A 21,151-nucleotide genomic window follows, 5' to 3' on the forward strand; every position below is an offset into this window, starting at 1 on the left:
GTATTAACCGGGCGGGATTTTATCCCGCCTTTTTTATGCTTCAAAGTTTTTTAATCATCCAAATATCGCAGCCCGTATGCCCCGAATCACCTAATGGCTTATCCAGTTGTTCAAATCCTGCCCGTTCGTACATTCCCACCGCATTATCAAACTCTGGCAAGGTTTCAATGTATATTTCGGAATAACCCAGTTCTTTTGCCGACTCGATACTTTGTTCCATTAATACCGTGCCCAAACCTTTTCCCCGGGCTTTTGCCAACAGGTAAAACTTTACCAATTCAGCGCAGCCTTTGGGCAAACCAACGGTAGGGTAAATGCCGCAACATCCTAAAACATCGCCATCCTTCTCTGCTACCCAGAGAACCGATTTCTCATTCTGAAACAGCTCATACAAGTTATCGGTAGTTGGATCGGAAAAGACAGTTCCTTGCCGCGGAGCATCGTACTCAATAAAAGCTGCTCTTATTAAATCGGCTAGGTGTTTATTATCTGATTTTTGGACTTTTCTAATCTTCATTTTTCAATCATTATCGGATATGTACCCCTGAAGTTCAACACCTTCAATATACAGGATTATCGAAGTGTGCGTTTACGACAAACGCTTATTTTGCACTATAATTCATTATGGATTTAAAAATAATGGATTTTATGATACATCAAAAAATATTATCAGCATACATTTCGCAGGTTCGGTAAATCTATATGAATCGTTAATTTGGCTTATCCATTTAAAATTGATCACGAAACGCACCCGTTTTACGGTTACCAACATTCTTTCGTCTGCCAATACCCCTTTTATGTCAGCCAACAACATCCTTTTCGGCTTTTGTTCTCATATCTACCGTTTATTTCCATTTATCGCTTTGTGCTTACCGTTGGTTGATAAAAATTACGGCGTATCGCAGCATTCTGTAAGTTTGATCAAAAAGCTAAAAATCCGGCAAACGCTAAACAGCTCAAACCGGCACGTAAACAACATTAAACAGGGGATTCGGGGAATTAGAAACGTTAACAGCGGCACTCCATTTTTTTTACATAGAAACAGAATTAAACAGCATTTAAAATGTAAAAAGTGCAATTATCTGGCCGGCTGGCAGATAATAAACTCCCGTTTCCCCGACGGGAGTTTTCTTTTGGAAATCACAAAAGCGAAGGGTAATAACGCTTGAGTATGAATATAAGTTTTATCGGTGAAACGAACACGGAAATTCTTACCCAAAAGTAAGGAGAGAAATGCACGTTCCACATGATAGTTTAACATCTACAATTTGAATCATATGAAAAAACTACTTCTATTAGTTGTGGCTTTGTTTTGTGGAGTGGGAATACTATTCGCCCAAACAAAGCAAATTAGGGGAACGGTTACTTCATCCGAAGATGGACTACCCATTCCCGGTGTTTCGGTTGCCGTAAAAGGAACTACTACCGGAACCACTACCGACCTGGACGGTAACTATACGTTAACCGTGCCTGTCGATGAAATCCTTATTTTCTCCTTTGTTGGAATGAAACGCGAGGAAGTCCCCGTCACCGATGCTATGGTTTACAACGTTACACTTGAACCTGATGTAATTGGTGTTGACGAAGTTATGGTTGTGGCCTACGGTACTGCTAAAAAGGAATCGTTTACAGGCTCGGCCCAGGTGGTTGACAACGAAATGCTGCAAAAGCGGCCCGTTGCCGATATTTCGAAGGCTTTGGAAGGACAGGTAGCCGGTGTTCAAACCACCTCCGGAACCGGACAACCCGGCGAAGGAGCGGAAATCGTTATTCGAGGTTTTGGCTCCATTAACTCCAGCAACAATCCGCTGTATGTAGTTGATGGTGTGCCTTTCGATGGTAACCTGAACTCGATAAACCCGGGCGATATTGAGTCGATGACCATTTTGAAAGATGCTTCGGCCGGTGCGCTTTACGGATCGCGTGGTGCGAACGGAGTTGTGGTGATTACCACTAAAAAAGGCCAGTCGAAAGAATTGTCGGTGGAATTAAAAGCCACTTACGGATTTTCGAACCGTGCTATTAAACCATACGAAACACTTGGCACAGCCGATTTTATCGAAGCTTCGTTCCAGGGTTATAAGAATGCGTTGATCTACACCGATGGTGTTCATCCTGATTTGGCCGGCCCGATGGCCGTTGACGCCTTAAGAGGAAGCAGCGGTATTTTTGGTGCCAACGAAATGTACAATCCATACAACATGCCGGTTTCTGAATTAATCGATCCGCAAACCGGCCGGGTTAATCCTTCGGCTAAATTGCTTTACGAATCAAACTGGCTTGATGAAGTGACCAACGACAATGCAACACGTCAGGAATATCAGTTGTTTATTAATGGTGGCTCCGACAACTCACAGGTTTACGCATCAGTAGCATACCTAAAAGATGAAGGTTTGCTGAAAACCACCGATTTCGAACGTATCTCCGGAAGGATTGGCGCAGAGCTGACTCCAAAAAACTGGTTTAAATACGGCGGTAATGTCAACTTCTCAAAAACAGAAACCAATTACCTGGGTTACGATGGTACCACATCCAACTCAAACGTTTGGTATTCGGCGCAGTTTATGGCACCTATTTACCCGGTTTATCTGCAAGATGAAAATGGCAGTCCTATACTCTCGGAAACAGGCGAGAAACAGTTCGACTATGGTTTAACCCGTCCGTCGGGTGCCAACCCGAACTGGAACCCTGTGGCAACTTTGTATGAAGATGCTTACGAAACTACTGCCGACAACCTGTCGGGAAGATTCCATTTAAATCTGTTGGGTAGTGGACTTGGCAGTTCTTTCGACGGAGTATCATTTACCACAAACGTAGGTTTCGATTACATAAATACCAATCAAACCGTATACTGGAATCCTGATTTTGGTAATGCAGCCAATATTGGCGGTTACCTCGATAAAACGAACACCCGTAGCCTGTCGTACACCATTAACCAACTGTTGCGTTACGAAAAAGACTTTGGTAAACACAGTATTAATGTGTTGGCTGGCCACGAGTTTTATAAACTTACCATTAACGAACTGGAAGGTTCAAAATCGGGCTTCCCCTACTCAGGAATTAAAGAACTGGCTCCGGGATCAACCACTTCGGGACTTACTTCGTTCGAGGATAATTATTCCATCGAATCGTTCCTGAGCAATGTTACTTACGACTTTGCTGACCGATATTACCTCTCTGCAAGTTTCCGTACCGATGGTTCATCGCGTTTCCACAAAGATTTCCGCTGGGGTAACTTCTGGTCGGTTGGTGGATCGTGGCGTATCAGCGAAGAAAGTTTTATGCAAGAAATGACTTTCATCGACAACCTGAAACTGAAAGCCAGTTACGGAAAACAGGGTAACGACAATATTGGTACTTATTATGGCTGGCAGTCGCTTTATAACCTCGACTGGGCCAATGCCAACCTCAATGGAGCACTACTTTCATCGCTCGAAAATACATCGATTAAATGGGAAGAAAACAACAACTTTAACGTAGGTGTTGATGCCGTTCTTTTCGATCGTTTTGATATTAGTTTTGAATATTACCGCCGCCGCACCGTGGATATGCTTATGGAAAAACCAATGGCTACATCGCTTGGTTTCGACAGCTACTGGGCCAATGTTGGCGAGATGCTGAACACAGGTTTCGAGTTCAATGCGAACCTGAACATCATCACCAATCCGAACTTTGTTTGGAATGCCAACCTGAACCTTACCACTTTAAGCAACGAAATTGTTGAGCTGGATGGCGAAACAGATCAAATTGTTAACGGTAATATTATTCAGCGAAAAGGTGCAGAAATTAACTCGTACTACCTGGCACAATCTGCCGGAGTGGATCCTGCAACCGGAGCGCAGCTGTACTGGGTTTACGACCTTGATGCTGATGGAAAACCGGGCGACTCCTATCTTTCTGATGATTTCCAGAAAGCGTCGCAAAGTAAACGGATATCGGGCAGCCGTATCCCCGACTTTTACGGTGGTTTTGGCAGTAACTTCAAAATTTACAAAAACTTTGACGTTTCGTTCATGACCACTTTCTCGGTTGGAGGAGAAGTGTATGAGAGTGTTTATTCAAACCTGATGAACCCGATTTACATCGGTACCAACTACGCAGCAAATGTAGAACGTGCCTGGAGAAAGCCCGGCGATGTAACCGATATTCCACGTATTCAGAACGGAACCGGTTTCTCGCGTCCGTTTACCGACAGCCAACTGATCGATGCATCGTACTTTTCAATAAAGAATATTACGGTAGGTTATACACTTCCTAAATCCATTCTGCAAAATGTGGGTATCGAAAGTGTTCGTGCTTATGTGGCAGTGGACAACCTGGCCATTTTCTCTCATCTCGATGGAATGAATCCGCAGTTTGACTTTACCGGAACTACAGATTTTTCATACACTCCTGTGAGAACGAGTCTTTTCGGAATTGAATTAAAATTTTAAAACAAACAGATCATGAAAATAGATAAAATCCTTATCCTGTTATTTCTGGTGGTTGCAGGATTTGCCTGCCAGGATGAACTGGACACAAACCCTACAGACAGTACATCGGGAGATGTTTTATTCTCCGATGTTCAGAAAGCGAATGTGGCGCTTAACGGAATTTACCGCGCCATGTACGTGGCCGACGAGTGGTCGGTAAACTGGGCCGACGAAGAGTTCGGAGTTACAGCGTTTTTGCTTACCTACGACCTTATGGGCGACGATATGGTACAAAACGAAGGCGGTAGCGGCTGGTTCTGGTTCGATTATATGTACAATGTAAAATCGGATTATACACACAAAAGCGGCCGTCCTTATTCGGTGTGGTTTTTCTACTATACAGTAATTTCAAATGCCAACTCAATTATTGCATCACAGGAAGTTTTAACCGGTGCACCATCGGAGATCAGCAGCCTTATCGGGCAGGCCTACGCTTTGCGTGCTTATGCTTATTTCAGCCTTATCCGTTTCTATCAGCAAACTTATGTAGGTAACGAAAATGCTCCAGGAGTTCCGATTTATACCGAACCAACTACCAACGCTTCGGAAGGAAGTCCGAGAGGAACGGTAGCAGATGTTTACACACAAATTGATGCTGATCTTCAGCAGGCACTCACCTTGCTCGATCCAGATGTGGCAGCACCACGTATTCATCCGTCGCATATCGATTATTACGTGGCCAACGGATTAAAAGCACAGGTTGCCCTGGAAAAACAAGATTGGCCAACCGCCGAATCGGCAGCTACAATGGCCATGAGCGGAGGTACAACAATGCTTTCGCGCGAGAATCTGGCAAACGGTTTTGGATTTAACGATGCCAACGCAGGAGCAGTGCTTTGGGGCCTGCAAATTATTGCCGAGCAAATATCTGACACCGAATCCTTGTTTGGACACATGGATGCCAGTACATCATCGTATGCCGAAAACGCACGAAAATGTGTGAGCTCGTGGTTATACGACCAAATGGCGGACTCCGATGTAAGAAAACAAATGTGGTGGAACGGCCCGCTGGAAGTAGATGAACCACTGGGAACTCAGTTGAGTTACAACCAGTTTAAATTCCGTTTCTCAGATCCTACAAATGCTTTGGGCGATTATATTCTGATGCGTCACGAAGAAATGATGCTGATAAAAGCAGAAGCACTTTGTATGCAAAACCGATTTGGTGAAGCACGAACCATTCTTACTGAACTGATGGAAGAACGCGATCCGAATTACGATATTACGGGATTGACAGATGCCAGTACACTAACCGTAAACGATGCAAACGGCCCAACAACTCCGCTTGGAGGTTCATCAACCTTACTCGACGAAATTATCCTGCAACGACGCATTGAATTGTGGGGCGAAGTAGGCCGTATTCTTGATATTAAACGTTTAAAAACGGGTTTCTCGCGCGATTTCGAAGGCAGTAACCACACACAAAAACTACTGTCGCGCAATACACTCGATCCGGAATATCCTGATTTTGTGATGTCGATACCACAATCGGAATTTGACGGGAATAAAAATATGGACGAGGTGAGTGATCAGAATCCATGGGCTGACAATTAAAAATTACGATTATGAAGAAAATACAATTAGCACTATTGGTTTTTGTTCTGGCCTTAACAGCATGCGACCAGGACAATATCGGAGAACTCTACGAGACCGATGCGTATGTAGCTTTTAGCTCTTCCATCGTGGTCAACAATCTCCTTACATCCGAAAATAATTATTCAGTAAGCGTACAGGTTGTGCGTACTGATGGAACCGGAACAGAAACGGTTGGCATCAGCCTTGAACCAAACGATAACATTGATGGCATATTTGAGCTGGAAAGCAATACGGTAACTTTTAACGATGGTGAAACAGTTGCTTATGCCAAAATTGTTCCGCTGGTACCTCCTACCGGAATTGCACCGGGTGTTACTTTTAATTTTAACCTGAGTTTAAGCGATGCAACGGTATCGGAGTTTTTTGGAACAACGACATACAAAGCTACTTTGAAACTTGATTTCACAGCCATTGGCACCGGAACATTCGACTCGCCATTTTGGGGCGAGGTATTGCAACCCGAAATGTACGAAGCCAGCCTTGGCACAGTGCAGTTGTACAAAACAATAGGCTTGTACGAAAGTGGTTATGATATTATTTTCATTGTAGATGGAACAACAGTAACCGTTAATGCCCAGCCGGCATGGTACTACGACGATGAATACGGCGAAGTATATGTTGAAGGTAGCGGCACCATTGACGGCAATGTTATTTCGGTAACGCTAACACACTTTATTCCTGATGTGTATGCCTGGGATTCATCGGTTGAGGTTTTGACTTTACCATAACGAATCTAACCAAAGATAAACACTTAAAAGGGTTGCCTGACAGGCAGCCCTTTTCTATTCCGGAAATTCGTGTATCCGGCTAAATTTTCGTTCTACAATGTTTTCTGAATTTAATAACTGCAGGGTAATTCTATTCTTGTTAAAATCGATTGTCCAAAAAGCTCTGTTCACATTGTCTCCGTATGGTATTAACTCCACTTCTGGCTTGTGACCATGAACATTGTAAACGCCGTTAATTCTTCCCTTATCCGAACGAATAACAAATTGTCCATCCCAACGAAAGAAAATGCTGGCTTTACCAACTTTTGCATCCTCTGTTCCGAAATAATCGCCATCGCCAACCGCATCCTCCAGTTTCCATAAACCAAGAAGTTCGTCGCCATACGTTGCGGGCAGATGATCCGAGCGTTTTAAAGTTACGTCAACACTCTCCCCATCTTCACTTCTTTTCCAGGTCATCCGATCGTTTTCCAAAGTAACTTTAAACGGTTCGGCCGGATCTTTTATGCCGTTTTCATTAACAACCGATAGTTCGTTTGTTTCGGCGTTAAGGCTCCAGGTTCCGTAAGAATGTTGCAACCATCCGTTCCCTGATTGCTGTGAGGAATCAGAATTAAAACGCATCCACCTTGCATTTGGAGTCATTTCCTGATCGCCGACTTTTACCCGTTCAACTATCCAAAGCCCTTCAATGGTGGGTTTATCTGCACAGCTAACAAATGCAAGTAGTATAACAATAGCTATAAATTGAATCGTCTTTTTCATTGCCCTTTCTTAGTAATCTATAAGCTATAACCCTTAAGGACAAGCATTTGTTGTGATTCGATAAAAGTTCAGGAATTAAAGAGGTGAATGTGTTTGAAACAAGCTTTCTTTAATGTGCGGATTGAGTTACCCTAATGCCGTCAAAATAAGCACCGGCTTCAAGACCGATAATCAACACCCTCTCATTATCACTTAGGTTTTCGCTCATTGAAATATGAATTTCGGTGGCATTTTTTCGCTCAATCTTAAATTCAGGCTCTTCAATCACGAAGTTATCAGCGGTAGTGACCATGTCATCAATATTAATATTTGAACCGTTAAGCTTAAGAGCATCAATCCACCACCACTCTCCTTCCGTGGTTATAACAATGGTATTTTCCTTAGCATCAAATTCAACTTCTTTTTGAGACAGTTTTATGTTATCGTCCCACAAACCAATCGGGGTGTCTTTTGAGCACGATAGAATGGCAATTAAACTCAGAAGCAAAAGCAATTTTTTCATACGGGCTAATTGTTGAGATTTATGTTTATTAGACGATGGAGGCAAAACCGGAATGGTTGCGTATACCTTTAAATGTTTTCAATAATCGCGCTGATCGTCTTCAACAATGGCGTAATGGAAATTATCTTTCCACTCTCCGCGTATGGGCAAAATTTTTCGGCGCAATCCCTCGCGGGTCATTCCAATTTTCTCGAGCACTTTTACTGATTTTATGTTTTCGGTGGCTACACCGGCTTCCACCTTATGTAAGCCAAAAGTGTTAAATCCCAGCAACACCAGTCTTTTTGCCAGTTCCGTAGCATAACCGTTTCCCCAATATACCGGATCAAGTTTATAGTAAATTTCACCCAACTTAAACCTATTGTTCGACAATGAAAATCCGGCCACGCCAATAAAATCTTCGGTTTCTTTTAATACAACTTTCCACATGTAAGAACTGCGTGGCGTTTTGCTTTTGGCCTCCAACTGTTGCCGCAAAAATTGCTCAGTGTCTTTTATCGATTCAGGAATTCCAAGCGTATTAAATTCATCCACTTCGGGTATAGAATGCAGGCGATGTAGCTTTTCAAGATCTTTCGCTTCGATCTCGATCAAACTTAGACGTTCGGTTTCCAGAGTATTTATTTCTGCGTTACTCATCCTTGCTATTTTACTGCACCCGCATTTCTTTAATCCTTACTTTCTCCACAAGCGTTTGCTGCTCATCCTTTTGTTGCTGAATTTTACGCACCACCTCCATTCCCGAAACCACTTGTCCGAAAGCGGCAAAACCCTGCCCATCGGGATTTCGTTTGCCACCAAAATCCAACTCAGGCTGATCGCCAACACAAATAAAAAACTCGGTTGATGCTGTGCCCGGCTCCATTCGCGCCATCGACAGTGTGCCGTCAAGGTGTTTTATTCCGGTGGTTTCGGTTGTTTCGTGTGCAATTGGTTTTAAGGTCTCAAAACGTGGTTCGGTGTATATTCCTCCCTGTATTACTTCAATTTTCACATCATTATTAGGCTGGTTATCCATTCGCACCACACGGTAAAACCAGGCATTTTCATAGGTATTGGCCTTAGCGTGCTGTAGAAAATTTGTTGCGGTTAGCGGCGCATTTACGGTATCAATTTCAACCACAATGTTTCCAAAATCGGTTTTCATTTCAACGCGGGGAAGTTCCTGAGCGATGGTTTGAAACACCAACACCAGAGCAGGAATCAAAAAGATTATGGCTTTCCTCATAATTTAATTTGAATATTATTTTTTAATTGCAATCAAATGTACAAAAAACGGTTTTGGATAACCAGAGCCAATGCATAATTCAAAAAACTCATGAAGAAATTTCAACTGTTACTGGTTCTGCTGTTGCTTTCGGCAGTAACTTTTTCGCAAACCACACTAAAAGCTTTTCTCGAGAGTCAACCCGAGATTAAAAGTATTGAACAAATGAACTGCACCGATTTTTTTGCAGTTAAATACAAAATAATGGTGGAGCAGCCTGTTGATCATTCCGATCCATCGAAAGGAACATTTTTGCAACGGGTGCTGATCGCCGACAAAGGAGTTGACCAGCCCGTAGTTTTTATTACTGAAGGCTACAACGGCGGATATTCTGAAAACCCAAATTACATAAACGAGCTATGCCCGATTTTAGGGGCCAATCAAATTTGCATGGATCATCGTTATTTTGGCGAATCGATGCCGGAGCCTTTAAACTGGAATAACCTGACCGTGCGTAATGCCGCTGCCGATCATCACCACATTATTCAAATGATGAAAAAATATTATTCGGGGAAATGGGTTAACACAGGCATTAGCAAAGGTGGACAAACAACAGCTTATCACCGCTGGCTTTACCCCAACGATGTTGATGTTTCGGTACCGTATGTGGCGCCACTTAACTTTGGTGTTGAAGATGGCCGGCATGAGCCGTTTATTGCCCATACAACAGGAACACCGGAAGGCCGGGCAAAAGTACAGGCATTCCAACTGCACATTCTTAAAAACCGCGAAACGTACCTGCCACTTCTTCAGCAATATTGCAAGAATCAGAAGCTGCATCCGTTACTGGATAACAACGAGATGCTGGATTATGTGGTGCTGGAATTCTCTTACGGTTTTTGGCAGTACGACAACTCATTGGATGATATTCCACCATTGGATGCACCGGCAAAAGATTTGTTTACGGAGTTGGTTAAAGTATCGTCGCCCATGTACTTATCGAGTGAAGGCGTGGATATCTTTAAGTCGTTTTATGTGCAGGCGGCGCACGAATTGGGTTATTACGGTTACGATGTAAAACCGTTCAAAGATTATTTGTCGATTAAAAGTGCAGAAGGCTGGCTGAACCGCATTTATCTGCCCGAACTGGCCATTAAATACAACAAAAAGACCGCTAAAGAGGTAGAAAAATTCATCAAAAAAACCGATTCCAAGATACTGTTTATTTACGGGGAGTGGGATCCGTGGTCGGCTTCGGCATTTGAAGTTCCGAACAAACCCAATTTCCTGAAAATTGTAAAACCAAAAGGGAGTCACAGTACCCGAATCGGAAATTTGCCTAAAGAACAAAAACGGCAGGTAAAAGAAACGCTTGAAGATTGGCTGGATATGAAAGTAAATATCGAGATTTAGTAGTTTTCAACCTAAAAAAGTCACACTGAGCGAAGTCGAAGTGACATCTCAATAGTCTTCTACTTCGCTCAGACTGACGATCTACAAAAAGAACATGGCCACACCCCCAACAGTAATTACGGCCCCCAGAATTTCCTTCCAGTTTACCTTTTCTTTAAACAATAATATTGAAGGCCCGATAATCAAAACCGGAACAATAGCCATCAGTGTTGCTGCAATTCCGGCCTGCGTATGCTGAACTGCCAATAACGAAAAGGAAACACCAAGGAAAGGACCGAAGAAAGCACCAAGTGTAATTCGTTTCATAGCCGGCCCGTTTTTTAAGGCCGCCCAAACGCGTGGCCAGCGTTTTAGAAATACAAAGAGAATAGAAAAACCAACAGTTCCCGCCAGAATTCGTATTTGGGTAGCCGAGAAAGCATCATAATCGCCCATTCCCTTTTTGCTGATTACCAAACCGGCTGCCTGCCCCATGGCACCACCCAAAGCCAGTAAAATTCCCTGAATAGGGTACGACGATTTAAACCTTCGGATTTTAACACCATTCTCTTCCGATTTTTCGCGTTTCAGAATAACAATAATAATTCCGGTCATGGTAATGGCCATTCCCAACCAACTTTGTGGAGCAAGTACTTCGCCCAAAAGCAGCCAGCCAATAAGCGCGGCAAAAGGTGGTGCCAGCGCCATTAACAACATGGCAATTCGTGCACCTATCAAAACGAAGGACTGAAAAAGTAATAAGTCGCCGATGACAAAACCAACCAATCCGGAAAAAGCCAGCCATTTCCAGGCATATAGGCTTGCGTCGGAGGGGAAGAAAAAACCACGGGCTATCCAACTGTAGGCACCAACCAGAAAGAAGGCAATTACCAAACGAATGAGATTAACCGCAAGCGAACCAACCTTTTTCCCGGCCGATTCGAATGCCAGTGATGTTACTGTCCAAAATACGGCAGTCAATACACCGGCTATTTCTCCAAAATGATTTTGCATGCGGCAAATGTACTAAATACAACCAATGTATTTACCGATTTCTTTTAGCCGAAAAAATCAGGCCTAACATAAAAAAAGATCCTGACAAAAATGCCAGGATCTTTTCCTCCTCTCTAGCCTTAAAAAGCAACTTTTAATTGGTCACACATTCATAATTGGTCCTCCACCTCTTCCTTCTATCACAACTTAACCAATTACCTCAACAATTCAACTCTTCAATACTCTTATGGTTTGTGCTTACAAATGTATATTCAAAATAGAAACCCGCACCAAAACTATTGCTGAATAAGACAGCGTAAAAAACTGAATTTTAACTTCCCTTTTACTGACCCATTTTATTGCCAACTGATTATGAAGCACAAAAAAACCGTTTTAAGCAGTTATCCTTAAAACGGTTTTCCTTTATTGAACTTCAGCTCGTTTTATTTGCTAAGGAACTCAGCAACAGTTTGACCCAGTTCTTCGCCTCTTTTGTTTTTAGCAACAATCTTTCCGGTTTTGTCAACCAACAAACTTGATGGGATGGAGTTTACACCATAGATTTGTGCTGCTGCATTATTCCAGTAAGCCAGATCGGAAACATGAGCCCAGGTTAAACCATCATCCTCGACAGCTTTTAACCAGGCATCCTTATCCCGGTCGAGCGAAACGCCAAACACACTAAATCCCTGATCTTTGTATTTGTTATACGTTGCAACAACATTCGGATTCTCGGCACGGCAAGGTCCACACCACGATGCCCAGAAGTCGAGCAAAGTCAGCTCATTCTGTGAATAGATATCCGAAAACTTAACCGGATTTCCATCTGCATCGTTTTGAGTGAAGTCAGGAGCTGTTTTTCCAACGGCTACGGTTTTCAGTTTCTCAATTTTTGCTTTTAAATCCAGAATAGCAGGAACTGAGTCTAATTTTGCATCCAGATTACTCACTAAAGCTTCCAGTTCGTCAACTTCTTTTTCGTACTGAATTTGGCTTAACAGCAGCGGAGTAACATACGAAGCCGGATTTTCTTTCACAAAATCTTCCTGAATTACACCAACGCTGGCGTACAGGTCTTCAACCTGTTTCATCAATTCACTGGCTTTGGCCGTATCGCCTGAAGCGCTTGCTGTACGTGCTTCCTGGTAAATTGCCATGTACTCTTCGCTAATTTTCTGAATCTTATCGTTTATCGTTTTAAACTCATCGTGCGAAGCAGAACCACTAACCTGGATACCTGCAATTGAATCGGCTTTTCCGGTAATCGACATGCTCGTATTTTCAACAAACACAACAGCCTTGTTACGTTCTCCGTTTACCGACAAATAATATACACCCGGGAAATCCACTTCTCCTTCCAAAACAGCAACTCCATCAACCACCTCGGCAGTATCAATGCCAATCCACTGGCTGGCTCCACGTTGCTCCAACATCACATTTCCGTCAGCACCATCCAGTTTAACGGTAATTTTAAAACCATTCTGCGGCTGCGAACAGGCAAACAAGGCCAAACCTATAATAACAACTAATAATTTTCTCATCGTGCAGTTTTTTCTATTTATTGAATTTGGGTCGAATATAATCATTCTGTACATTCCTTAAAAATGATTAGTTTGAATTATACTCCGGAATTTAATTAATTTGCGTAGCTTAACTAAAAAGCAAAATGAGTAAAAACGTTGCCTTGGTACTTTCGGGAGGAGCAGCCCGCGGAATGGCACATATTGGTGCAATTGAAGAATTAGAGGCCCGGGGGTACAACATCACCTCAGTAGCCGGCACATCGATGGGTGCACTGATTGGCGGAATTTATGCTCTGGGTAAATTGCCGGAGTTTAAAGAGTGGGCCATATCGCTGGAGCGGCATGATATGTTTCGTATGGTAGATTTTTCGTTTGGCGGAAACGGACTGATAAAAGGTGAAAAGGTACTGACCAAAATTCAGGAATTCATTCCCGATGCGCTTATCGAAGATTTGCCTATTCCATTCTCGGCAACTGCCGTTGATTTAAAACACCGTGAAGAAGTGGTGTTTACCAAAGGCAGTTTGTTTAATGCCATTCGTGCTTCAATATCAATTCCTTCTGTTTTTACGCCAGTTACCAGCGAGAACGCCATTTTGGTTGATGGTGGCGTTATGAACAACCTGCCTATTTCGAATGTAAAACGCACGGAGGGCGATGTGCTTATTGCCGTTCATGTAAATGCAGCCATTCCGCTTCCACAAAAGTTTTACGAGAAAGAAGACGAGACGGAAAAGGAATCGAAATACAAAAAATGGCTGAACGAGTTTTACGATTTTTTGAATATTAACCATCCGAAAGAGAAAAAGGAGCAACTCGGAATGCTTTCACTAATGGATCAGGCGTTAGCTACCGGAATGCTGAAACAGGTAGACTATGCCATTGAAAAAGGAAAACCCGATGTGGTTATTAAGGTTTCGCGCGATGTTTGCGGAACCTACGACTTTTACAAGGCAAAAGAGGTGATTGAAATCGGGCGCCATTCAGCTGTTCTTGAACTCGACAAAGCAAAATTTAATGGCTAAAATAGTTGTAGTAAATAATGCCGAGCCCGGAATTAGGGAGTTTGCCGAACCAATAGTGCAAATTATTTCAGATGCAGGATCAACACCCGCTTTTATTGAATACGCCGGGTGCCCCGCTATAAATTTGAATGCTTTTGACGGTATAATTTTAAGCGGATCGCCACAAGGCGACGATATCGTGGAGCACCACGCCCCCTATTTTCAATGGATTAAGGACTTTGAAAAACCGGTACTTGGTATTTGCGCCGGACACCACGTTACCGGTTATTTATACGGATCGGAATTGCTGCGAAGCCAGGAACCGGAGTCGGGCGATTTTGAGGTGGAAATTGTTAAGACCGATCCGCTTTTTAATGAGCTGGCTCAAATGTTTACCGTGAGGCAAATGCACAACGACTCAATAACTCTACCCAACGATTTTGAATTGCTGCTTACATCGGCAACATGCAAAAACCAACTGATGAAACACAAAAACAAACCTTTATATACCTGCCAGTTTCATCCCGAGTTTTATAACCACCGGCTAATCCTGAATTTTATTGCCTTGTGTGGCTAATCAGATCACGACTCCTGTAATCTGATAATTCAGACTTATATTTTGTGCGCAAAATGCCCATCCTGGCGGTTCAGATTCATATTTTCTGCGCAAAATGTCCATCCTGATGATTTTTTTTCATGTTTTCTGTGCAAAACATCCATCCCGACGGTTCAGATTCATGTTTTCTGCGCAAAATGCCAATACTAACGGTTCAGAAGCCTGTTTTCTACGCAAAATGCCAATCTTGATGATTTTTTTTCACGTTTTGTCCGTAAAACAACAATCCTGATGGTTCAGATTCACATTTTGTGTGGAAAATGCCCATTCTAATCATTTTTTCACGGTTTGTAAGCAAAACAACAATCCTAAAACTTCGTCCGGGACAACGAACTGCCTCCATCCAATTTTCTTCGCCGGACTTGCAGATGCAGATTCTACTTCCCTAAACCGGGGCGATGTAATTCTTTGATTTACTCTGCACCGGGCTAAAATAAAACGCACTTTCAGCGCTCTCATAGATAGCCCCAATGGGGCGAAGGCAATTGCCCGGTGCGTAGCGCCGGGATGAAATGTCCGAAGGATAATCGTCCGGCGAAGAAAGCTCATCAATGCTTGTTTCTTGTCCCGGACGAAAAACGGCTGTCTTTTCCTTTATCGACTTTAAGAAAAAACATTCATGATTTATGGGATCACCAACAGGATTGAAAGGATATCAATATTGTTTCACGCAAAGAAAAGAAGAAGCGCAAAATTCGCAAAGGTATTGAATCTGTTTTGCGAGCTTTGCGAAAACTTAGTGATCTCTGCGTGAACTTTTTTGTTTTTACCAAAGTGACTTTCAACAAAAAAGCCATCCGTATAAAACGAATGGCTCCCTGAGTTGATTGATAATAAATTAAAATTATTTCTTCTTAATGTCCCTAAATGTCGCTCCTTGTGCATGAACCGTGTTAACCGCACGACCTGATGGGTCGGCATTCCCCTGGAACGAAGCATCCCACTCAAGAGCAGCAGCGGTACTACATGCAATTGAAGCCTCAGACGGTACACAAGCTGCAGCCGCATCCGACGGGAAGTGTTCGCTGTAAATTTCGCGGTACACATACTCTTCTTTGTTTCGTGGTGGGTTTACCGGGAAACGATATTTCGCATTTTCCATCATCTCGTCGCTCACCTTGTCTTCTGCAATTTGTTTCAGCGTGTCAATCCAGCCATAGCCAACACCGTCGGAGAATTGCTCTTTCTGGCGCCATGCCACTTCTTCGGGCAGGTATTTGGCAAATCCTTCACGCAGACAATGTTTTTCCATTTTACCGTCTTTGGCCATTTTGGCCTCCGGGTTAAAACGCATTGCCACGTCAACAAATTCTTTATCAAGGAATGGCACACGACCTTCAACGCCCCATGCAGCCAACGATTTATTGGCACGCAGACAGTCGTACAAATTCAGTCGGCTCACTTTACGCACACTTTCTTTGTGGAATTCTTCAGCATTTGGTGCTTTGTGGAAATACAGATATCCTCCAAAAATTTCATCTGCACCCTCGCCGGTTAGCACCATTTTAATACCCATCGATTTTATAACACGCGACAGCATGTACATAGGTGTTGATGCACGAACGGTAGTTACATCGTATGTTTCGATATGGTAGATTACATCACGGATGGCATCCAAACCTTCCTGGATGGTATAATTAATTTCGTGGTGAACCGTTCCGATATGATCGGCAACTTTACGTGCAGCAGCCAAATCGGGCGAGCCGTCCAAACCAATTACAAACGAGTGCAACTGTGGCCACCAGGCGTCTTTTTCGCCACCATCTTCAATACGTTTTGATGAGAATTTCTTAGCCAGCGCCGAAGTTATCGATGAGTCTAAACCCCCCGAAAGCAGCACTCCATATGGCACATCCGACATCAATTGACGATGTACAGCATCTTCCAGAGCTTGCGACAACTCTTCAACACTTGCCGGATTATCTTTAACATTTTCAAATTCCACCCAGTCACGAACATACCATTTTTTTAGTTCGCCATCTTTGCTGTATAAATAATGGCCCGGAGGAAATTCCTCTATCTTGGTACAAAATCCTTCCAACGATTTTAATTCGGACGCAACATAGTAGTTCCCCCACTTGTCCCATCCCTGGTACAACGGAATAATACCAATATGGTCGCGACCGATCAGATAGGAATCGTTTACCTCGTCGTAAAGGGCAAAAGCAAAAATACCGTTCATCTCGTCCAGGAATTTTTCCTTTTTGTCGTTATACAGGGCTAAAATTACCTCACAGTCCGACTTGGTTAAGAATTCGTATTTCCCTTCGTAACGCTTACGAATTTCACGGTGATTATAAATTTCGCCGTTAACACCCAAAATAAGATTTCCATCTTTACTATATAAAGGTTGTCCACCCGACTCCGGGTCAACAATTGAAAGACGCTCGTGAGCTATTATCGCTTTTTCGCCACAATAAATACCCGACCAGTCCGGTCCGCGGTGACGAACTTTTTTACTCATCATCAGCACCTGAGGGCGGAGATCCTCAGCTTTAACTTTTAAATCAAATGCTCCAACAATTCCACACATATTCGTAAATTTTCTTAGCTGTCAAATATTTTGTGTCAAAAATAATCACTTTGTCAATACTGCAAAATTATTATTGACAAATTTCTACTTAAATTAACATTTAGCTATCTTTTTAGGACTTTAATAGCAGTTAATAAAACATTTTAATAATCTTATATTATACAATCACCCCCTTCTCGACAAGGCATGTTCTTCATGTTTTATTTCTTTTTTCGTTTACCCCCTAAAAAATGACAGCATAGCGATTAAAAAAAGTATATATTTCCACAACACACCCTAACAGGGATCACAGATAAAAAGTTTTAACAAACACCCCTGTATTAATCAAACTGTTAACAAATCGGCAACATTTATGACAATTCAATTGTCGGCAAGTAGCAATATTTTCGAATATGTAAGAAAATTACGTCGTTTTAGCCCGATATATTATTGACCAACCGTGTAGAATTGGTTGATTTGCAGCTATAAAAATCGAATTTGAATGTTGTCTCCAACCTGCTCAAAATTGTATGCTCCCTCGCGCAGAAGTTCGCATTTACGTTTTTCGGTCTCGTTTTTTAGGTTGGCAAAAATCGTTGCAGCATCTTTTGCAATACAATCTTCATGAAAGTAACAATGTAGTTTATCGGTGCTTTCTTCGTTAAACTGTATAATAAATGCGCCATGCTCCGGAAAAACAAGATCTTCGTAAGCATAGCTAATATCTAATCCGGTTGCTTCGTTTACAATTTGCCTAACGGCTTCCAGGTCTCTGTAATTCATAGTATAAATTTTTTGTCCGAATACAGCTGCTCCGTTATTCGGGTTCATTAAATAATTATAGGGATAAAAACCACATGCGTATCTGCTGATACACTTCGGCCTGCTCGTAGGTTTGGCATTTTACCAGCTGCATATTTATAGCATCGTCGAACTCTACCTCAGTAAAACCTTTTTCTTCCAGTAAGCTCTCTCTCGACGGGGCCCGGTAACAAGCTTTCCGAAAATCGCTTTCGGAAGTTGCCCGTTTTACAAATGTTATTGCTTTATCGATTGCCATAAGCCTCTAATTTTTACACGATGTTGAACTGCATGAACTACAACCACTCTCGCAGCCCCACAATTCGCGTGCTGCCTGCGAGGTAAACGATTCCAATTGGTTTTGGGTAAAAAAGCTGATGTTTTCGTGTACATTTCGGCCGCGTGCTTTTAATACTGAAAAACCATTACGTGTAAAAATTTGCAAAACCATGGGCGGAATATAGCCGCTGATAATCGTATTTATTTGCAAACGTTTTAACTCGTGGGTCAGATCGCCAGGGTTGGGACTGATCTCTGATGTCTCTTTCCACTCAAAAGCTTTTGACTCCGAATCGTAGATACACACCAATTTAGCATTATGAAAACCTCGTGCGATTTTCTCTCTTCCTGTTTCTTTTCCGGCAACGGGTAATAGCACTCTCATATCCTGCACATTTAAATTGTTTGGCTTGAACCGGGCAAATGAAATACCAAAAAAATCAGGTTACTGGAAACCAGCGATTTGAAAAACTGAACTGCAGCTCAACATTTCTTTTTTGTAAGAAAAATGTGGCGATCCTACAAAAATGTAGTGTTTTCTGCTCCCGATAAGTTTTGCTAAAACGTATTTGGAATCGACTTCCTTTTTTGCCACTCATCCTGAAGTGAAACAATCGAAATTGATTAACTTTATTGGAGAAGATTATTGAAGAAGATTAATCGTATGAAAAAACATGTAATTGTAACCGGAGGCACCCAGGGAATTGGCAAACACCTGGTTGTTGATTTACTAAACAACAATTATGCGGTATCGGTTTTTGAAATTGACGAAGAAGCCATTGCTGAATTTCGTGAGGAATTTACCGATGAAACAGTTCAGGTTTATCAGGTAGATGTATCCGATGAGAAATCGGTTGAGGCGGCGGTAAAAGAATCGGAGAAACAGCACGGAAACATTTATGCACTGGTAAACAATGCGGCAATTAGTATCGACAAACCATTGGAGAAACTTTCTTTCGGGGAGTGGAACAAAGTAATAGGCACCAACCTTTCCGGCGCCTTTTTGTGCTCGAAATATGTAACACCGTTTATGAAACCATATGGAGGCAGGATTATTAACATGGCATCCACCCGCGCTTTACAATCGGAGCCTGACACAGAAGCTTACTCAGCAAGCAAAGGCGGAATTCTTGCACTTACACACGCACTGGCGGTAAGTCTTGGCCCCCAAATAAAAGTAAACGCCATCAGCCCCGGATGGATTGATGTATCGGCAACAAAGAAGCGCTCCCTTGCCCATCAGGAGAAACTAACAAAAGAAGACCACGCACAACATCCGGCCGGGCGGGTTGGCAAAGCAGAAGACATTGCCGGCATGGTTATTTTCCTGTTAAAAAAGGAAAACGACTTTATTACCGGACAGAATTTTGTAATTGACGGAGGAATGACCAAAAAGATGATTTACGTTTAGCTTTATTTCGCGGTGAGCGTAACCTCGTATAAACCATCGGTATCCTTGTACGAGAAATTGGTTTTCATGTGGTTGGCAACCGTTTTTAACAGTCCGTCGGAGCAGGCCAGAAACTCGTTATACGAAATTCCGTAAGCCGGTCCCTGTATAAAAAGCTTATTCATATTACTCATTGTAAAGCGAATCATCTTTTCGTTTTGCTCAACAATTTTCATTTCGCTGTACGGATTTACTCCCTGCAAAATAAACATGATCTGGTTAACGAAAAACGGGAAACCTGCCTCCGGATCCCAAAACACCTGAAACTGCTCGCCAATATATTTTCCATACGCTTCAGTCGAAACGCCTTTTTCTTTAGCCATGTTTAGCCCCGCCGCAAAATAAGCGTAAACATGATTATAAAGCACTTCCGTTTCCTGCTCCGGAGTAAGTTGAGGAACAGTAAATGATTCCTGTGCACAAAGTGTTGAGGCGGATAATAATGCCGCAAAAATGATAGTCAGAATTTTCATAGGTGTGGTTTTAATTTGAAATTGTAACGAAGAAACCCGCCCTGCGCGCTACAGGACGAGTCTCATGTTGCGATTTTTATAAACATGGAGGAATACGTAATCCATTAGTAAAAGTTATACTATTGGACATTTTGCGCTTATTTTTTTGTAATTCCGAATCCCAATCGTGCAGTATTCTTATACGCCGGTATGGTTGAAAAAGGAAATGGAGGTTCCCCGGTTTTCACACACTGAACCAAAATTAGTTGGGTCCAGTCGTTGAAAATACCTATTTCTTCATCGTTATTGTTATACCACACACCTACCGGATACCACTCTCCTTCTGTTTTTAGCTGATCATCGTGATTTGCTGCAACCATTTTCTGGAATTGCGACCACTGCTTACCATTCTCATCTACTCCACTAAATTGAAAGGTAATCCATGCATCCGAACCAATCCATTCGTCGAGGCTGCCAGGATAAACACCTTCTTTTGAAATTAATGCCTCATTCCAGCGCATATGTAAATTAACATCTCTTAAATACCAGGCAATACTCCACAAATCATACATAAGGTCACCGGGATCGGCCGGAGTAATCTCATCATCTACGCCCATGTAAGGCGTTGTATGCGACCATGGAGCAAATGCATATAAATTGTCGCCAACAATAGCATTATAAAAACTTCCATTAAAATGATGTGCGTTCCAGTTATAGCCGTACTCATCAACTCCGGTTACTTTATCAGAATTTGCACTTTTTAGTTCCATGTTGCCAGTTGGTTCGTCAACAAAGTCTTTTTCGCACCCGGCAAAAACCAGTGCTATTGCAAGTATTAGAATTAATTTTTTCATGATTG

General features: G+C 42.4%; 20 protein-coding genes. 7 read left to right on the plus strand and 13 right to left on the minus strand.

Going from position 1 to position 21,151, the window contains the following annotated elements:
• Positions 1-40 precede the first annotated feature (40 nt).
• Positions 41-517: a GNAT family N-acetyltransferase gene (locus G4420_RS02450; RefSeq protein ID WP_163322012.1), complete on the minus strand. Its 477-nt coding sequence runs from the start codon at positions 515-517 to the stop codon at positions 41-43.
• 760 nt (positions 518-1,277) lie between these two features.
• Between G4420_RS02450 and G4420_RS02455 the strand changes: the two genes are divergently transcribed.
• From G4420_RS02455 to G4420_RS02465, 3 genes are read left to right on the plus strand one after another with little or no spacing between them, the layout of a single operon-like run.
• On the plus strand, positions 1,278-4,433 hold the full coding sequence (locus G4420_RS02455; protein ID WP_163322013.1) for a SusC/RagA family TonB-linked outer membrane protein: 3,156 nt from the start codon (positions 1,278-1,280) through the stop codon (positions 4,431-4,433).
• Positions 4,434-4,445: 12 nt separating this feature from the next.
• The gene (locus G4420_RS02460) at positions 4,446-6,026 is read left to right on the plus strand and encodes a RagB/SusD family nutrient uptake outer membrane protein (RefSeq protein WP_204273571.1); all 1,581 of its coding nucleotides are present in this window, start codon (positions 4,446-4,448) and stop codon (positions 6,024-6,026) included.
• Positions 6,027-6,037: 11 nt separating this feature from the next.
• Positions 6,038-6,796 carry a hypothetical protein gene (locus G4420_RS02465; protein ID WP_163322014.1) on the plus strand — a complete coding sequence of 253 codons (759 nt, stop codon included), beginning with the start codon at positions 6,038-6,040 and terminating at the stop codon, positions 6,794-6,796.
• Positions 6,797-6,850: 54 nt separating this feature from the next.
• On the opposite strand, the gene G4420_RS02470 is transcribed toward G4420_RS02465, so the two are convergent.
• The 4 genes from G4420_RS02470 to G4420_RS02485 all read right to left on the minus strand — a co-directional run bounded on the left by G4420_RS02470 (position 6,851) and on the right by G4420_RS02485 (position 9,291).
• Positions 6,851-7,561: a hypothetical protein gene (locus G4420_RS02470; protein WP_163322015.1), complete on the minus strand. Its 711-nt coding sequence runs from the start codon at positions 7,559-7,561 to the stop codon at positions 6,851-6,853.
• A gap of 109 nt (positions 7,562-7,670) precedes the next feature.
• Positions 7,671-8,063 (minus strand): hypothetical protein, encoded by a 393-nt coding sequence (locus tag G4420_RS02475; RefSeq protein ID WP_163322016.1) that lies wholly within the window; start codon positions 8,061-8,063, stop codon positions 7,671-7,673.
• A 78-nt stretch (positions 8,064-8,141) separates the two neighbouring features.
• Positions 8,142-8,702, minus strand: a complete 561-nt coding sequence (locus tag G4420_RS02480) for a GNAT family N-acetyltransferase (protein ID WP_163322017.1) — start codon at positions 8,700-8,702, stop codon at positions 8,142-8,144.
• A 10-nt stretch (positions 8,703-8,712) separates the two neighbouring features.
• Entirely contained in the window at positions 8,713-9,291 is a 579-nt protein-coding gene (locus tag G4420_RS02485; RefSeq protein ID WP_163322018.1) for a peptidylprolyl isomerase, read from the minus strand.
• A 90-nt stretch (positions 9,292-9,381) separates the two neighbouring features.
• Between G4420_RS02485 and G4420_RS02490 the strand changes: the two genes are divergently transcribed.
• On the plus strand, positions 9,382-10,683 hold the full coding sequence (locus G4420_RS02490) for a S28 family serine protease (RefSeq protein ID WP_163322019.1): 1,302 nt from the start codon (positions 9,382-9,384) through the stop codon (positions 10,681-10,683).
• Between the two features lie 81 nt (positions 10,684-10,764).
• Here G4420_RS02490 and G4420_RS02495 read toward each other — a convergent pair whose 3' ends face one another.
• Together G4420_RS02495 and G4420_RS02500 are read right to left on the minus strand one after the other, a co-directional pair.
• Entirely contained in the window at positions 10,765-11,676 is a 912-nt protein-coding gene (locus tag G4420_RS02495; protein WP_246241513.1) for a DMT family transporter, read from the minus strand.
• 422 nt (positions 11,677-12,098) lie between these two features.
• The gene (locus G4420_RS02500; RefSeq protein WP_163322020.1) at positions 12,099-13,196 is read right to left on the minus strand and encodes a TlpA disulfide reductase family protein; all 1,098 of its coding nucleotides are present in this window, start codon (positions 13,194-13,196) and stop codon (positions 12,099-12,101) included.
• A 125-nt stretch (positions 13,197-13,321) separates the two neighbouring features.
• Between G4420_RS02500 and G4420_RS02505 the strand changes: the two genes are divergently transcribed.
• Both G4420_RS02505 and G4420_RS02510 read left to right on the plus strand, forming a co-directional pair.
• Positions 13,322-14,203 carry a patatin-like phospholipase family protein gene (locus G4420_RS02505; protein ID WP_163322021.1) on the plus strand — a complete coding sequence of 294 codons (882 nt, stop codon included), beginning with the start codon at positions 13,322-13,324 and terminating at the stop codon, positions 14,201-14,203.
• Entirely contained in the window at positions 14,196-14,759 is a 564-nt protein-coding gene (locus G4420_RS02510; RefSeq protein ID WP_163322022.1) for a type 1 glutamine amidotransferase, read from the plus strand. Before G4420_RS02505 ends, G4420_RS02510 begins: the two co-directional genes overlap by 8 nt.
• 883 nt (positions 14,760-15,642) lie before the next feature.
• Here G4420_RS02510 and asnB read toward each other — a convergent pair.
• The 4 genes from asnB to G4420_RS02530 form a co-directional block, all read right to left on the minus strand.
• Positions 15,643-17,331 (minus strand): asparagine synthase B, encoded by a 1,689-nt coding sequence (gene asnB, locus G4420_RS02515; RefSeq protein WP_163322023.1) that lies wholly within the window; start codon positions 17,329-17,331, stop codon positions 15,643-15,645.
• 462 nt (positions 17,332-17,793) lie between these two features.
• The gene (locus tag G4420_RS02520; protein ID WP_045028727.1) at positions 17,794-18,093 is read right to left on the minus strand and encodes a hypothetical protein; all 300 of its coding nucleotides are present in this window, start codon (positions 18,091-18,093) and stop codon (positions 17,794-17,796) included.
• A 55-nt stretch (positions 18,094-18,148) separates the two neighbouring features.
• On the minus strand, positions 18,149-18,370 hold the full coding sequence (locus G4420_RS02525) for a hypothetical protein (RefSeq protein ID WP_045026376.1): 222 nt from the start codon (positions 18,368-18,370) through the stop codon (positions 18,149-18,151).
• A gap of 6 nt (positions 18,371-18,376) precedes the next feature.
• On the minus strand, positions 18,377-18,775 hold the full coding sequence (locus tag G4420_RS02530) for a hypothetical protein (RefSeq protein WP_163322024.1): 399 nt from the start codon (positions 18,773-18,775) through the stop codon (positions 18,377-18,379).
• Positions 18,776-19,054: 279 nt separating this feature from the next.
• Here G4420_RS02530 and G4420_RS02535 point away from each other — a divergent pair, with 279 nt between their 5' ends.
• Positions 19,055-19,801, plus strand: a complete 747-nt coding sequence (locus G4420_RS02535; RefSeq protein WP_163322025.1) for an SDR family oxidoreductase — start codon at positions 19,055-19,057, stop codon at positions 19,799-19,801.
• Between the two features lie 2 nt (positions 19,802-19,803).
• On the opposite strand, the gene G4420_RS02540 is transcribed toward G4420_RS02535, so the two are convergent.
• Positions 19,804-20,313 carry a hypothetical protein gene (locus G4420_RS02540; RefSeq protein WP_163322026.1) on the minus strand — a complete coding sequence of 170 codons (510 nt, stop codon included), beginning with the start codon at positions 20,311-20,313 and terminating at the stop codon, positions 19,804-19,806.
• Between the two features lie 137 nt (positions 20,314-20,450).
• Positions 20,451-21,146, minus strand: coding sequence for a hypothetical protein (locus G4420_RS02545; RefSeq protein WP_163322027.1), 696 nt, complete (start codon positions 21,144-21,146; stop codon positions 20,451-20,453).
• Positions 21,147-21,151 lie beyond the last annotated feature (5 nt).

It is taken from the genome of Draconibacterium mangrovi, from assembly GCF_010586825.1.
GTDB lineage: Bacteria > Bacteroidota > Bacteroidia > Bacteroidales > Prolixibacteraceae > Draconibacterium > Draconibacterium mangrovi.

Coding starts and splice junctions, on each gene's coding strand:
- G4420_RS02450 (WP_163322012.1), bottom strand. CDS start 517: ATGAAGATTAGAAAAGTCCAAAAATCAGATAATAAACACCTAGCCGAT.
- G4420_RS02455 (WP_163322013.1), top strand. CDS start 1,278: ATGAAAAAACTACTTCTATTAGTTGTGGCTTTGTTTTGTGGAGTGGGA.
- G4420_RS02460 (WP_204273571.1), top strand. CDS start 4,446: ATGAAAATAGATAAAATCCTTATCCTGTTATTTCTGGTGGTTGCAGGA.
- G4420_RS02465 (WP_163322014.1), top strand. CDS start 6,038: ATGAAGAAAATACAATTAGCACTATTGGTTTTTGTTCTGGCCTTAACA.
- G4420_RS02470 (WP_163322015.1), bottom strand. CDS start 7,561: ATGAAAAAGACGATTCAATTTATAGCTATTGTTATACTACTTGCATTT.
- G4420_RS02475 (WP_163322016.1), bottom strand. CDS start 8,063: ATGAAAAAATTGCTTTTGCTTCTGAGTTTAATTGCCATTCTATCGTGC.
- G4420_RS02480 (WP_163322017.1), bottom strand. CDS start 8,702: ATGAGTAACGCAGAAATAAATACTCTGGAAACCGAACGTCTAAGTTTG.
- G4420_RS02485 (WP_163322018.1), bottom strand. CDS start 9,291: ATGAGGAAAGCCATAATCTTTTTGATTCCTGCTCTGGTGTTGGTGTTT.
- G4420_RS02490 (WP_163322019.1), top strand. CDS start 9,382: ATGAAGAAATTTCAACTGTTACTGGTTCTGCTGTTGCTTTCGGCAGTA.
- G4420_RS02495 (WP_246241513.1), bottom strand. CDS start 11,676: ATGCAAAATCATTTTGGAGAAATAGCCGGTGTATTGACTGCCGTATTT.
- G4420_RS02500 (WP_163322020.1), bottom strand. CDS start 13,196: ATGAGAAAATTATTAGTTGTTATTATAGGTTTGGCCTTGTTTGCCTGT.
- G4420_RS02505 (WP_163322021.1), top strand. CDS start 13,322: ATGAGTAAAAACGTTGCCTTGGTACTTTCGGGAGGAGCAGCCCGCGGA.
- G4420_RS02510 (WP_163322022.1), top strand. CDS start 14,196: ATGGCTAAAATAGTTGTAGTAAATAATGCCGAGCCCGGAATTAGGGAG.
- asnB (WP_163322023.1), bottom strand. CDS start 17,331: ATGTGTGGAATTGTTGGAGCATTTGATTTAAAAGTTAAAGCTGAGGAT.
- G4420_RS02520 (WP_045028727.1), bottom strand. CDS start 18,093: ATGAATTACAGAGACCTGGAAGCCGTTAGGCAAATTGTAAACGAAGCA.
- G4420_RS02525 (WP_045026376.1), bottom strand. CDS start 18,370: ATGGCAATCGATAAAGCAATAACATTTGTAAAACGGGCAACTTCCGAA.
- G4420_RS02530 (WP_163322024.1), bottom strand. CDS start 18,775: ATGAGAGTGCTATTACCCGTTGCCGGAAAAGAAACAGGAAGAGAGAAA.
- G4420_RS02535 (WP_163322025.1), top strand. CDS start 19,055: ATGAAAAAACATGTAATTGTAACCGGAGGCACCCAGGGAATTGGCAAA.
- G4420_RS02540 (WP_163322026.1), bottom strand. CDS start 20,313: ATGAAAATTCTGACTATCATTTTTGCGGCATTATTATCCGCCTCAACA.
- G4420_RS02545 (WP_163322027.1), bottom strand. CDS start 21,146: ATGAAAAAATTAATTCTAATACTTGCAATAGCACTGGTTTTTGCCGGG.